Annotated in this window: 11 protein-coding genes; 6 read left to right on the top strand and 5 right to left on the bottom strand. The window is 65.0% G+C overall.

Annotation, left to right across the window (positions count from 1 at the left end):
• Positions 1-9 precede the first annotated feature (9 nt).
• The 4 genes from NI1_RS32035 to NI1_RS32020 form a co-directional block, all read right to left on the bottom strand.
• Positions 10-768 carry a nucleotidyl transferase AbiEii/AbiGii toxin family protein gene (locus tag NI1_RS32035; RefSeq protein ID WP_067828522.1) on the bottom strand — a complete coding sequence of 253 codons (759 nt, stop codon included), beginning with the start codon at positions 766-768 and terminating at the stop codon, positions 10-12.
• Positions 768-1,415: a type IV toxin-antitoxin system AbiEi family antitoxin domain-containing protein gene (locus tag NI1_RS32030; protein ID WP_067828519.1), complete on the bottom strand. Its 648-nt coding sequence runs from the start codon at positions 1,413-1,415 to the stop codon at positions 768-770. The genes NI1_RS32035 and NI1_RS32030 overlap by 1 nt, the downstream gene beginning before the upstream one ends.
• Before the next feature lie 855 nt (positions 1,416-2,270).
• Positions 2,271-3,065, bottom strand: a complete 795-nt coding sequence (locus NI1_RS32025; protein WP_084524080.1) for a PAS and ANTAR domain-containing protein — start codon at positions 3,063-3,065, stop codon at positions 2,271-2,273.
• An 831-nt stretch (positions 3,066-3,896) separates the two neighbouring features.
• On the bottom strand, positions 3,897-4,550 hold the full coding sequence (locus NI1_RS32020) for an MspA family porin (RefSeq protein ID WP_067828516.1): 654 nt from the start codon (positions 4,548-4,550) through the stop codon (positions 3,897-3,899).
• A gap of 368 nt (positions 4,551-4,918) precedes the next feature.
• Here NI1_RS32020 and NI1_RS32015 point away from each other — a divergent pair, with 368 nt between their 5' ends.
• Genes NI1_RS32015 through NI1_RS32000 form a run of 4 tightly spaced genes read left to right on the top strand, consistent with a single transcriptional unit; the run spans position 4,919 to position 10,093 of the window.
• A complete protein-coding gene (locus NI1_RS32015; RefSeq protein ID WP_067828513.1) occupies positions 4,919-5,884 on the top strand; it encodes an NAD-dependent epimerase/dehydratase family protein in 966 nt (321 codons plus the stop codon).
• Between the two features lie 10 nt (positions 5,885-5,894).
• Entirely contained in the window at positions 5,895-7,721 is a 1,827-nt protein-coding gene (locus tag NI1_RS32010; RefSeq protein ID WP_067828510.1) for a glycosyltransferase family 2 protein, read from the top strand.
• Positions 7,718-8,746, top strand: coding sequence for a UDP-glucose 4-epimerase GalE (gene galE / locus NI1_RS32005; RefSeq protein ID WP_067828506.1), 1,029 nt, complete (start codon positions 7,718-7,720; stop codon positions 8,744-8,746). Before NI1_RS32010 ends, galE begins: the two co-directional genes overlap by 4 nt.
• Positions 8,747-8,767: 21 nt before the next feature.
• On the top strand, positions 8,768-10,093 hold the full coding sequence (locus tag NI1_RS32000) for a UDP-glucose dehydrogenase family protein (protein WP_067828503.1): 1,326 nt from the start codon (positions 8,768-8,770) through the stop codon (positions 10,091-10,093).
• Between the two features lie 25 nt (positions 10,094-10,118).
• Here NI1_RS32000 and NI1_RS31995 read toward each other — a convergent pair whose 3' ends face one another.
• Positions 10,119-11,495 (bottom strand): right-handed parallel beta-helix repeat-containing protein, encoded by a 1,377-nt coding sequence (locus NI1_RS31995; RefSeq protein WP_157535447.1) that lies wholly within the window; start codon positions 11,493-11,495, stop codon positions 10,119-10,121.
• 182 nt (positions 11,496-11,677) lie between these two features.
• On the opposite strand from NI1_RS31995, the gene NI1_RS31990 reads away from it, so the two are divergent.
• Complete coding sequence (locus tag NI1_RS31990; RefSeq protein WP_084524079.1) at positions 11,678-12,328, top strand: TetR/AcrR family transcriptional regulator; 651 nt, start codon at positions 11,678-11,680, stop codon at positions 12,326-12,328.
• A 2-nt stretch (positions 12,329-12,330) separates the two neighbouring features.
• On the top strand, positions 12,331-13,032 hold the full coding sequence (locus tag NI1_RS31985) for a response regulator transcription factor (protein WP_067828495.1): 702 nt from the start codon (positions 12,331-12,333) through the stop codon (positions 13,030-13,032).
• Positions 13,033-13,137 lie beyond the last annotated feature (105 nt).

Raw genomic sequence — 13,137 nt, 5'->3', positions numbered from 1 at the left:
CCACGAGCCTCAGCCAGCCACCTGTTCCCATGCCGCGCTTACGATTTCGAGCGCGTCCCGCGCCGAGACAGTTAGGCGGGTTTGGCCCGCGAGCTGGGAATGCCATTGCCGCTCGCTCGGCGCGGTGGCGAATTGCCATGGCTGCGGCGCCTTGTTGGTCGGCCCATGACGGCGAAACAACTCGGCGGCTTCACCGTCGATCGCGTCCATGTTCGCGAGAGCCCACAAATCCCACAGGTCTCGGGCAGCAGCGCGATCACACCACGCCATTGTCTTTCCGGCTACGAAGGCGGGCAGCGTCGGCACCTGAAGCGCGGCCTCGGGTGCGTCCCGATAGCGCTGAACAAGCCCCTTGGACTCGGTTGGCCACGACGGCATCCCAATCCGTGACAGCAGTTGAATCTTCAGGACGATGCTCTCGTCATCAGTCATGAGATACGCGGCATCGGATCCCGACACTTCAATCAGGGCGGGTCGCCATTTCAACCTGCCGAAGCGACGCAACACCGCGCGCGGCAGCTCGCGGGTCAGCCGATCAGCGATCTCGGTTCTCCTGCCCAGCGCGATCAGATCGATGTCCTCACTCAGGCGACCATCGGGCAGATGCGTGCGAGCCAACGCGGTGCCACCGATGAACAGCACACTATCGGCATGCCGTTCGGCCAAATGCGCGAGCACAAGCGAGATCAGGAAATCACGCTGCACCTGAGCGGCCGACACACCGAACTTGGACGCGATATCGACGCGTTCGTCGAATGCTGAACTCATCACTCACCGACCATCGCGGTCACTCGGTCCAACGTCGCTCGCATGCGCTGCTCGGCCGCCAGTTCGACCAACCTCTCCTGATCGCTCCGCCGATACAACGCCCGGATCGCGGCCGGCACGTCCACGGCCGCGTCTCCCAGATTCGGACGGCGAGCCAGATCCAGCACCGTCTGCTCCGGCGTAGTCACAAGCGCCCCACCCAATTCCGTTCGAATCAATTCCGCATCCAACCGCGCCGTATCACGGGCGACGAACCGCACCGAGGCATCCCGATCGACCAACTGCAACGCAGCTCGCTGCCGCGGCACCGCAACCAACGCAACCCCTAACGAACGCGGGATCACGCCATGCATCCGCGCGGCACTGACACCCATCACGATCGCGTCGTCGACGCCGAACACCACGGTGCCGATCCCCGCCGCTACCGCTTCCAGCCCCGGCAGCCATGAGGTACCGACATACTCCTGAGGGACCACGACGTAAAAGCCCTGCGCCACCCGATGCAGCACCCCCCGCTCAACGAGCCGAGCCAACTGCTGTCGCGGATGGCGAGAGACCGCAGCAGCCTCCACGGACCCGACAGTGCGCAACGGCTGCCGAGCCAGTTCCGCGAGCAGCCCCGCACCGCGAGCGTTGTCCGTCGCCATCCTCGTACCGGCCTCACTTTAGTATTGGATTCGTCCGCGAAAAGGTTACAAATCCAATACTAAACCTCAAGGGTCCCTCGCCATCGGTCTAACACCGGGAAAGACCGGCGGCGAGGCACCACTATGACGCAGCGGGCTTCGACAGCAGGTAGGAGACATTCTGCTGCGACATGCCGGAGAGCTCGGCCAGACGAATTTGCGTGTAATACGCCGGGTCCGCATCTCGTAACTTCAGCAATGGTTGGAGACGCGCAGCCTTCGCCCGCTCCCTGCCCCAATGACGCGGCCGTACTCCTCGAAGTGCGTCCGGACGAGCGCATCCCGCTCATGGTCATCCACGGCCGGCGCGCCTCCTGACAACCCACCGAGCCCAAGCACACGGCCGCTGTACAAACCGCTGGTACAGCTGCGGATCGAGCAGCAAGAAAACTCGAGCTCCCCACAGCCGTGCACAGTTGCTAACAGGTTGCTAACCTTCAGAGATCTCCGGCGTGTTGCATCCACGACACGCCGACCGCCCCGGGAGCACGAACCGGGACGACGAAGGGACGAGGACTCGAACCTTTCCAACTCATTTCCAACTTCTGAGCGCAGACACCGAGGGACGGCAAAGGACCGACAGGGACGCGGCTCGCCACAGAAATCCGCCCCTGAGCTGCCGCTTTCGGGGTTGACAGGGTCGCTCGAGGACGCTCCGGTACCCCCAGAAATCCTGCGATCTTGTGCCTGGGTGTCGCGGGTTCGAGTCCCGTCAGCCACCCCACAAGGCCCAGGCCGGAGAAATTTCTCCCGCCTGGGCCTTCTGCTTGTTCGACGACTTGGTGCTCGGCAGTTACTCGCGACCGCAGAAGGTGGTTACCGGGTGCGGTGGCCGTTGGTGGCCGGGGGGTCGGGGTGTTCGTGGACGGTGAGCAGGAGGTGATCGAAGCGGCTGCGTTGGCGTGGTGAGCCGCCTTCCAGGTTGCGTATGCCGGCGAGGAGTTTCTCGGCGAGAACGCGCAGTTTGGTGTTGGTTTCCTGCGAACGCCAGCGGAGTACGTCGAACGCCTGGTCGGCGGTGATGGAGTACATGAACATCAGCACGCCCTTGGCCTGTTCGATGCTCGCGCGGGCAGCCACCAGCTCGGGCATTTCCCGATCGAGAACGGCCCGGCGTTCCTGGGTCATGTCGTCGGTGAGGTCGATGTAGTAGCCGAGGGTGCCCACGGTGGCACCGGTGTTGTCGTGCAAGCGATCGGCGAGTACCAGCACGTGATGGGCTTCGCCGCGGGTGTCGATGATGCGGTGGCGGCTACAGAACGGTTCGCCCTCCTGGACCGCGGCCGCGAGAGTGTCGGCGACGTATGCGCGATCCTCGGGATGCTTGTGTGAGAGCAGCAGTTCGGTGGTCGGCTGCACCGCCCCGGGACTGTAGCCGTGCAGGATCGCGACCTGGTCCGACCACTCCCACCGCTGGTCGGCGAACCAGAACCGGAAGCTTCCGACCGACTCCGGGTTCGAGCCGATAAAACTTACAAGGTGCGGGACGAGGCCATCACCCGGAGTGAGGAATTCGCGGTCACCGCGATGGTCGACAGGGCGCGGCTGCGCCGGCGCGGCCCCGTCGGTCCCAGGCGGTTTCGGGTCGATCCGGTCGGGATGGATGCTCATCTCGTGTGTCCTGTCTGCTGAGCTATCGCGGGCTGGGAGTCGAATTCGATGGCTCGGGCAGGTCGGACCTGCACGGTATAGCCACGGCAAGAGCTCGGTCGGTCCGTAGGTTCGAGCCCCAATTACGTTGTGTTGCCGCACGTTCGGGAGTTACCGCCGCCCAGGCGGATCCGACGCCTTGGCCGGGGCACGCCCGACCGCGGCGACGAGTTCGCAGAGTTCGCGGCCGATCCGTGGCCCGAGGTCCACCACGCACCGTCGACATTCCCGATGTGATAGGCCCGCATCGTGTCGACACGGGCGCGGCGCAGAAGAGGCCGCATGCGACAGGCCCAGAGCAGATTCAGAAAACGGAGCAAGTCATGATTGACGCTCCCGTCTGACCGCGAAAGCGGCCGACTAACACGGCGACGATGCGACCTTGGTTGGCAGCACACGGCATGTCACCGATATTCACTACCGTACACGTCCGGCGTTGCGTGATACGGCAAGTACGCGGTTTCTGCCGAGCTTGGTGACGGTGACGGTGACGGAGTTCCCCGGCGACCATCATCATGACCACACCGATGACCGCACTCCCAGGCACGTCCGTGTCGAGATGCCGAATCGACCACTAGCCAACCGGTCCTGCGATCTTGTGCCTGGGTATCGCGGGTTCGAGTCCCTCCAGCCACCCCTAGAGGCCAGGCCGGCGATTTATCTCCAGCCTGGGTGTCCACAGGTGCTGTCCCTGATTCCGGGACCAAATTTCCCCCATGACGGGACAAATGATGGCAATCTTTTGCCGACCGGGAAGGCGCGGACCTATACTCGACACGCGCAATAAGCGATTTACAGCCAAATAGGGTCTCCATATACCGTGGTCGCATTGTCGGCGGTGTCGGTAGAAATGGTGATGGTCGCGAATGAGCGTAAAGTTACCGGTCCCATGCACCCGTCGACTTTGACCTGCGCTTGATCGTCGGATACTGAAGCATGATTGTCGACTATCGACTTTTTCGCGAACGAAACGGTATTGATCGAGCCGGGCTTGAGCGTGGTCGACACGTTGGGGCTGACCGAGGCGTGTGCACCGATATCGGGACCGATTATGCTGAGGCCGACAGAGGGGCCGAGGGAGAAGCCGAGGCCCAGATGGAGTCCGTTGGATACATCGACCTGGCAGCCGATCTGGTAGCCGGTATCCAACACTCCCCATTCGATTGCGGATTTGCCGTTACCGGCGATGTCGGCGACCGCACGCAGCGAGACGAAGCCCTCCCGGGTGAACGGAGTGGCGGCCAGGTTGGGGTAACGGTCCACGGTCTCTCCGAGCTTGGAAACCGTTAGTGACCAACCGTCCTCGGTGACGATGGTGCGGGACCTGTCGGCCACCGCGTCCGCCGACGACGATCCCGCGGCCGCGGTAGCGACCACCCCACCGGTGACCACGACCGCTGCCGCCACTGCCCAGCGGCGGGTTGCCACTCCTCGGATGTTCGACATTGAAAACGACCTTTCTTCGAGTCTTCCGATATCGGTGGAACGTTTCCATTACAAGCAGGAAATTCAGCGGCAGACAATGACATGTCCCTGAGCTCGGGACATATCAGGGCTCCATTCTTAACATTCGCATTACGCGGAGTCACACCCGTTCTCAATTCGACTCCGATCGCTTCGGAATCCACCCGGTTATTTCAAGGCGGGCCGACCCCGGAAGTTATTCAGGCCACACTCTCATTTCCCTGTGACGGCGACCGAGTTCCGTTGCCACCGGATTTACCCTGGTGTTCGCTGAGTGAATACCAGCAGTTCTCAGGACCGCCTGAAGCTCTGGATCGAATCAACATCAATTTCCGAATCCGGAGGATCTCATGCGAATTCTCGTGACCGGCGGAGCCGGCTTTCTCGGGTCGCATCTCACCGATGCATTGCTCGCCCGGGGCGACGAAGTGGTCGTCCTGGACGACATGTCGACCGGCAGTCCCGCCAACCTGATCCCGCACCCCGGGCTCACGGTCGTCGATGCCGATGTGCGGGTTCCGCTGCGACTGGACGGTCCCTTCGATGCGATCGCGCACCTGGCCAGTCCGGCTTCCCCACCCGATTACCTGCGCCGTCCGGTGTTCACCCTGACCACCGGCGCGCTGGGCACCCAGCAGGTGCTGGAGTTCGCCGCCGCCGAGAATGCCCGGGTCGTGCTGGCCTCCACCAGCGAGGTGTACGGCGACCCGGAGGTCCACCCGCAGACCGAAAACTATTGGGGCAATGTGAATTCCGTCGGCCCGCGAGCGGTCTACGACGAGGCGAAACGCTATGCCGAAGCGCTCACCACGGCCTTCGGTGACAGCCGAGGGGTGGACACCGGCATCGTCCGGATCTTCAACACCTACGGTCCCAGGCTGCGCCCCGAGGACGGGCGGGTGGTTTCGACCTTCATCGCCCAAGCGCTCGCCGGCCGGCCGCTCACCATCTACGGCGATGGCACCCAGACACGCAGCCTCTGCTATGTCGACGACCTGGTGCGCGGCCTGATCGCCATGATCGATGCGCGCGGCGAGCGCGGACCGATCAACCTCGGCAATCCGGTCGAGATGTCGGTGCGGGCGATCGCGGACCTGGTACTGGGACTGACCGGGTCGGACTCGAGTATCGAGTGGCGGCCGCTGCCTGTCGATGACCCGGTGCGACGCCGGCCCGACATCACCCGTGCCGCACAACGGCTCGGGTGGCAGCCGACCACCCCGGTGACGGCCGGCATCGAGCGAACCATCGCCTGGCAGCGTGAGAGTCGTCCGGAGCACCTGATCCGCTCTTCGGCCGTGCCGATGGCGAGCTGATCGGAGCGTCATGCCGAACTCACTCACCGTGGACCCCACCGCGGAGTCCGTCGAAATCTATGTGCGACGGATCTCCGGCGGTGTAGTTCGAGCGATCACGCCGTCGGGACCTGTTTTCGCCCAACCGATTCCGGAACGCCGGCACACCCGGCCCCGCACCTTCGAGCCGGCCCTCGAGCTTCGTTCCCGGCTGGCCGTGGCCGCGGGCACGCTGGCCTGGGCGATCGTCACCACGCTGTTCTGGGTGTGGTGGATGCGGCCCCGACACAGCGTGGGGATCTTAGGGTTCGTGGTGACCACGCTGCTCGTGGCCTATGTGACCCTGCTGCCGACCTACTTCCTGCTCACGGTCAATCGACTGCGCCGCGTGCGGCCGGGACGCCCGGTGCCACCGCTTCGGGTCGCCATGGTGGTCACCAAAGCACCGTCCGAACCATGGCCGATGGTGCGAAAAACCCTCCAGGCCATGCTCTCTCAGCGCTATCCACACCCATTCGATATCTGGCTGGCCGACGAGGACCCACGGCCCGAAGTACTGGAATGGACACGCTCGCATGGGATTCGGATGTCGACGCGTCGCAATGTCGACGGGTACCAGCGCGCGACCTGGCCACGGCGCAGGCGCTGCAAAGAGGGCAATCTGGCCTGGTTCTACGACAATTGGGGCTACCGGGACTACGACGTCGTCAGCCAGCTCGACGCCGACCATGTTCCGGACTCCGGATATCTCGCCGCGATGGTGCGCCCCTTCGCCGATCCCGCCATCGGCTACGTCGCGGCTCCCAGCATCTGCGATTCGAACGCTCGCACGTCCTGGGCCGTGCGCGGCCGGCTGTTTCATGAAGCCACCTTTCACGGACCACATCAGCTCGGGCACAACGGCGGCCTCTCCCCGATCGGCATCGGCTCGCATTACGCCGTGCGCACCGCGGCCCTGCGCAGCATCGGCGGGCTCGGACCCGAACTGGCGGAGGACTTCTCGACCAGCTATCTGCTGACGGTCGCCGGCTGGTCCGGAGCCTTCGCCATCGATGCCGAGGCCCACGGCGAGGGTCCGGCCACCTTCGCCGCGATGCTGACCCAGGAGTTCCAATGGTCACGCAGCCTGAGCACCGAACTGCTCGAACTCATGCCCCGCACCCTGCGCCTGTTGCCGTGGCGACTGCGGCTGCGCTTCGGCTTCGCCCTGGCGTACTACCCACTGCTGGTCCTCACCGCAGCCACCGGTGTGCTGATGCCCGCCATCGCCGCCGTGACCGGGATGCCGTGGGTCAGCATCAACTACGGCGTATTCATCGGATTTGTTGCGGCACAGGGGGTATGCCTGTTGAGCATCGTCGCGGTGGTCCGCCGTGCCGGGTTGCTGCGGCCGGCGCACTCCCCACTACTGAGCTGGGAGCAGGCGCTCTACATCTTCGTCAAATGGCCGTTCAATGCCTGGGGCGTGCTCGCCGCTGTTGCGCAGCGTTTCAGCCCGCGCCCCGTCGATTTCAAGGTCACCCCGAAAGGCGTTGCGGTGCAGTCACTTCCGCTTCGCCTGACAGCTCCGTACCTGCTGTTCGCGATCCTGCTGGCAGCATCCGCGATCGTCGGCATGCGGACCGGTGGACCGGTCGGCTACATCGGGCTGTGCGTGCTCGGCGCGACCACCTACCTCATCGTCGGTGCGGCGGTGATGAGCCTGCACGCTCGTGAGGCGGCCCGGCTCGCCGGCGCCCACCGCACCGGATCGGCACTGGTGTGGCGGCCCCTGGTCGCGGTCACGCTCACGGTGCCACTCGTTTCGTTCACTCTCGGCGCTTTTCCCGTCTTCGCCTTGCAGGAGTTCACCCCATGAAATCCCGTGTCGTTCTCGTCACCGGCGGTGGCGGATTCATCGGCAGCCATACCGTCGTCGCATTGCAGGAACGCGGACATCGGGTGATCGTGGCCGACGATCATTCCACCAGTTCACCTATCGCACTGGACCGAATCGCGGCGATCAGTGGCGTTGCGCCACTGCTGTATTCACTCGACCTGAATGATCGAGCGGCATTGGATCGGGTGTTCGAGGCCCACCCTGTCGAGGCGGTGATCCATTTCGCGGCGCGTAAGGCAGTCGCCGAATCAACCGAGATCCCGCTGGAGTACTTCGACGTCAACCTCGGTGGGACCACCAGCCTGCTACGAACGATGGACGTGCACGGCGTGGACCGGCTGGTGTTCTCCTCGTCGTGTTCGATCTACGGCGATGGCGCCTCGGAGGGCACTCCCCTGACCGAGACCGCGCCGGCACGCCCGACCAACCCCTACGCGTGGAGCAAATGGGCGTGCGAGCAGATGATCGACCAAGCCTGTACCTACCATCCGGATCTGCGGGCGATCAGCCTGCGCTACTTCAACCCCGTCGGCGCACACCCCAGCGGCCTGCTCGGGGAGAACCCCGTCGGCGAACCACGCAATGTGATGCCACATCTGATGCAGGTGGTGACCGGTCGACGCCCCGAGCTCATCGTGTACGGGCAGGATTACCCCACGCCCGACGGCACGGCGATCCGCGACTACATCCACGTGTCCGACGTCGCCGACGGGCATCTCGCGGCACTCGACCATATCGACGACGCGCCAGGGCATCGAGTGGTGAATCTCGGTACCGGACAGGGCACTTCGGTACTCGAGCTGCGCGCAGCGGTCGCCCGGGCCACCGGACACCCGATCTCCTACAGCGCGCGCGACCGCCGCCCGGGCGATGTGGCCGCGCTGATCGCCGACGCGGGCAAGGCGCATCGGGAATGGGGCTGGCGCGCACGCCACGACCTGGCCGACATGTGCCGTGACGCATGGCATTTCACCCACTCGAATCCGCACGGCTACGTGCTCTGACCGCTATCCGAGGAACAACAAATGACCAAGCTGACAGTTCTGGGTACCGGATACCTGGGCGCGACGCATGCGGCGTGTATGGCCGAACTCGGCCACGATGTGCTCGGCGTCGACATCGACGCAGACAAGATCGCCAAGCTGAAGGAAGGACGGGTGCCGTTCTTCGAACCCGAACTCGAGGAAGTGCTGCAACGCAATATCGAGGCGGGACGACTACGTTTCTCCACCTCGTACCGCGAGGCCGCCGAATGGGGCCCCGCGCACTTCCTGTGCGTGGGCACCCCGCAGAAGCGCGGCGAGTACGCCGCCGACCTGCGCTATGTCGAATCGGTCATCGACGAATTGGCCCCGCATATCACCGAACCCGCTGTCATCTACGGCAAGTCGACGGTTCCGGTGGGCACCGCGGCTCGGCTCGGGGCGCGGGCCAGGGCGCTGTCCCCGGCCGGTGCACAGCTCGAGGTGGCCTGGAATCCCGAGTTCCTGCGCGAGGGCTTCGCGGTCGGCGACACCTTGCGTCCGGACCGGCTCGTGGTCGGTATCGATCCGCAGCGGCCCGGCCGCGCCGAGCAATTGAGCCGGGAGATCTACGCGACGGCCTTGGCCGCCGAGACTCCTTTCCTCGTCACCGATCTGGCCACCGCCGAATTGGTGAAGGTGGCGGCCAATGCCTTTCTCGCCACGAAGATCTCGTTCATCAATGCCATGGCCGAACTGTGTGAGGCCGCCGACGCCGACGTCACCGTACTGGCCGACGCCATCGGGCACGACGCGCGCATCGGCCGCCGATTCCTGAACGCCGGCTTGGGATTCGGCGGCGGCTGCCTGCCCAAGGACATTCGCGCCTTCATGGCCCGTGCGGGCGAATTGCAGGCGCATCAGGCGCTGACCTTCCTGCGCGAGGTCGACAACGTCAATATGCGGAGGCGCACCCGCATGGTCGAGCTGACCCGTGACGCTTTCGACGGTTCGCTGATCGGGGCCAGGCTGGCGGTACTCGGCGCGGCGTTCAAACCCGATTCCGACGATGTGCGCGACTCTCCGGCACTCAATGTCGCGGGCCAACTCCAGTTACAGGGAGCCGATGTCACCGTGTACGACCCCCAGGCCATGGATAACGCCCGCACGCTGTTCCCGACCCTCGACTACGCCACCAGCTCGACCGAGGCCTGCGCGGGCGCCGACGCGGTGCTGGTACTCACCGAATGGCAGCAGTTCCGGGAGCTGGATCCGGTCACCCTCGCCGGGTTGGTCCGCGGCACCCGCGTGCTGGACGGGCGAAACTGCCTGGACGCCCAGCGCTGGACCGCGGCCGGCTGGACCTACCGTGGCCTCGGGCGTTACTGAGGTCGCGGCCGGACTCGGCTACCGGTCAATGTTGTCCGGTAGCCGATCGCCATTCCGCCATCGTGGCGTACCGGCTTCCAGCCCAGCCCACGATCGGGAACGGCGAGTGATAGGTGTTGTCTCGCAACATGATTCCCCCGACGGTGAAGTTCTCGGCCTGGACCAGCGCGGCATCGTCGTAGGCGGTGAACACATTGCCGGACACCACGATTCCGCTCAGCGTGCCCGCGATTCGCACCACCGGAGGCGTTTTCGCCGCAGACCTGCTCACCGTCACCGCATTGCCGTACACCTGGGCATCGAAGATCCCGGTGGCGGACGCGGGACCCGACAGGCCGCCCATGATCGTGATGCCGCCGTAGAAGTCGCCGCGCCGCCCATCATCGACCGAGCTGTTGAAGCGAATCACATTGCCGGTGTGGGCCCGATTGGCCGCATTGCTGAACAACAGGTAGCCGGGCCCGTCATTGGAGTAGGAGAGGTTGTGCTGGAGAACGCAATTCGAGGTGTTCTGGTCGAGGTCGAATCCCCCGCCGTCGGCGCTGCCGGTCCGATTGTGATGGGAGATATTGCGCTCGATGACGACGCCGGTCGAATCGTAGGCCCAGATGCCGTACGGGCCCTCCGGGGCCAGCGAACCCGCGCCGTTCTCGTACGCCACCGACCCGACCACGCGGCCACCGGATACGCTGCCGAGCACGATGCCGTTGCCGGTGTTCACCTGTGCCGCGGGGTCTCCGGTATTGCGGTACGCGACCACCTCCGACACTGTGATGTCGGTGTTCACGTACACCGGGCTGACCGCATCGAACGCCGGTCCATAGGTCGCCACCCCGGATCCGCGATTGTCGCTGGCGACCACGCGGCGCACCTGCACGCCGTGGAAGCCGGCGTCCGAGCGGGTGGCACCGATCGACACCCCATTGCGGAAGCCACTGACCTCCAAATCCTCGACCACGATTCCCGACGGGCGGGTACCGGGCCGATCGGTGAAGACCGTGACCCCGTCGGCGGCGCCGCCGGTGCCGGCAATCGCGAGATCACCCACCCTGACCCCGCCGGTGTCCTGCACCAGCACGCCGGGACCGCCGCCCGCGGCCACTGTCGCCCGTCCGGTGCCGTACGAGCCGATCCACACCGGCCGGTTCACATCACCCGCATCGTCGGCCCCGAGCCGGAGTGTGCCCTCGAATACGTCGCCGCCGTCGAGTAGCACCCGGACACCGGGTTCGAGACGCTGCCGAGCGAGCCGGTCCAGCGTCCGCCACGCGGTGGCGGGGGTGCGTCCGTCCGCATTGTCATCGCCGGAATTGCTGAGGTAGAAGTCGTTCCGCCGCTCGCCGACAGCGCCCGTCCGGTCGATACCCATCAACGCCACAGCTGCCAGCACAACAGCGGTCAAGATCAATAGAGTCCGCGACTCGATCACGTTCCTAGCACGGGACAGCAACTTTTCGATGAATGCTGCATCGTAGCTCCAGCCTTGACGCACGTCATATCCAGCGGATTCCTACCGCCTATTGGTTCGACAACCAATAGCTGATAATGTGCTCGCTATTGGTTGCCTAGCCAATAAGGAGCCGGATGCCTAAAGCAGCCTCGACCCCGGGATCGGCCGGACGCCGTCGGCGCTTGCCGCCCGAGCAGCGGCGAACCGAGATCGTGGAGACCGCCGGCCGGTTGATCGCCGCCCACGGCATCCACAACCTCACCCTGCGCAGCGTGGCCGAAGAACTCGGCGTCGCCACCGGTCTCATCAGCCATTACTTCGCCTCGATCGACGACCTGGCGGTCGCGGGTTTCGCGCACGCCGCGACCGGTTCGCTCGACGGATGGGCCGCTTACGCCCGCATCGCGGCGGCCCCACTCGACCAACTCCGCCGCCTGCTCGACTACCGCCGCCATCGCAGGGACTTCCCGGCCCCGCTGCTGTGGGTCGACGGCTGGCAAGCCTCGTACAGCGAGCCGCACATGCGCGAAGAGGTGGTCCGGCAGATGGCGTACGCCCACACCATCATTGCCGGAATCATCAACGAAGGCGTCGAGGCCGGGCAGTTCTCGACCCCCGACCCGCACGGGTCGGCCTCCCGGATTCTCGCGACCGCACATGCCGTAACCATCCAGGCCGTACTTCAGGACGACGAAGAGTTCCTGCTCGTCGCCGATTTCGTCCTGGCGACCGCCGAGCAAGAACTCGGCTTACCGAAAAACGCACTACAGAGCCGAGGTGACTAACGATGGTCCGGGTTTTTCTCGTCGACAACAACGACCTGGTCAGATTCGGCCTGAAATCGGTGCTGCACAACGACTCCGCACTGGAGATCGTCGGTGAGGCACGCGACGCGGCAAGCGCCTTGGCGGCGATGGACTCGAAGCCGGTCGACGTCGTCCTCGTCGATATGGATCTGCCCGACAGCACCGGCATAGAGTTCTGCCGCCGACTGCACGCGGACTCCCGCGACATCAAGTGCGTCATATTCGCCTCCACCGCGGAGGCCGAAATCATGACTCAGGCAGCACTATCCGGGGCCGCCGGCTACCTCACCAGCAATCTTCCCGGCGAGATCATCACCCGCGCGATCCACACGGTCTCCGCCGGCCGACTGGCATTCGACCACCGCGTCACCGAAGTCCTGATCAGGCATGTCCGCCGTGAGAAAGAATTCGAGCACGCCCTGGGCGAACTGACCCCCCGCGAACTGAAGCTCTTCCACCTGGTCAGCGACGGCCTCTCCAACCACCAGATTTCCCAGGCCATCGACCTCGCCGAAAAGACGGTCCGCAACAACCTGACCGCCCTCTACGCCAAGCTGGGCGTGGAGAACCGAAGCCAACTGGTAACGCTGGCAGCGAAACTGCGCGAAGGAATCCTGCCGACGCAACCCCATGTGCCGGCACGCCGAGCGGGTCCGACACTCGGTGTGGTCACCGCATCATGAAAACTCTGCGACCTGCTGCTGCGCAAAGGATTCAGGTTCGGGGGCGGTTTTCACGTCAGCCACCCCGAAGGCCCGGGCCGGAGATGATTCTCCAGCCCGGGCCCT

Origin of the sequence: Nocardia inohanensis NBRC 100128 (assembly GCF_001612945.1) — a bacterium.
Classification (GTDB): domain Bacteria; phylum Actinomycetota; class Actinomycetes; order Mycobacteriales; family Mycobacteriaceae; genus Nocardia; species Nocardia inohanensis.
Note: the sequence above shows the minus strand (reverse complement) of the source record. Positions and strands in the feature narration are given on the sequence as shown.

Bases quoted from the DNA above. Each gene is read 5' to 3' on its own strand.
- NI1_RS31985 (WP_067828495.1), top strand. From the start codon at position 12,331: ATGGTCCGGGTTTTTCTCGTCGACAACAACGACCTGGTCAGATTCGGC.
- NI1_RS32025 (WP_084524080.1), bottom strand. From the start codon at position 3,065: ATGAGCATCCATCCCGACCGGATCGACCCGAAACCGCCTGGGACCGAC.
- NI1_RS32000 (WP_067828503.1), top strand. From the start codon at position 8,768: ATGACCAAGCTGACAGTTCTGGGTACCGGATACCTGGGCGCGACGCAT.
- NI1_RS32010 (WP_067828510.1), top strand. From the start codon at position 5,895: ATGCCGAACTCACTCACCGTGGACCCCACCGCGGAGTCCGTCGAAATC.
- galE (WP_067828506.1), top strand. From the start codon at position 7,718: ATGAAATCCCGTGTCGTTCTCGTCACCGGCGGTGGCGGATTCATCGGC.
- NI1_RS32020 (WP_067828516.1), bottom strand. From the start codon at position 4,550: ATGTCGAACATCCGAGGAGTGGCAACCCGCCGCTGGGCAGTGGCGGCA.
- NI1_RS32015 (WP_067828513.1), top strand. From the start codon at position 4,919: ATGCGAATTCTCGTGACCGGCGGAGCCGGCTTTCTCGGGTCGCATCTC.
- NI1_RS32030 (WP_067828519.1), bottom strand. From the start codon at position 1,415: ATGGCGACGGACAACGCTCGCGGTGCGGGGCTGCTCGCGGAACTGGCT.
- NI1_RS32035 (WP_067828522.1), bottom strand. From the start codon at position 768: ATGAGTTCAGCATTCGACGAACGCGTCGATATCGCGTCCAAGTTCGGT.
- NI1_RS31990 (WP_084524079.1), top strand. From the start codon at position 11,678: ATGCCTAAAGCAGCCTCGACCCCGGGATCGGCCGGACGCCGTCGGCGC.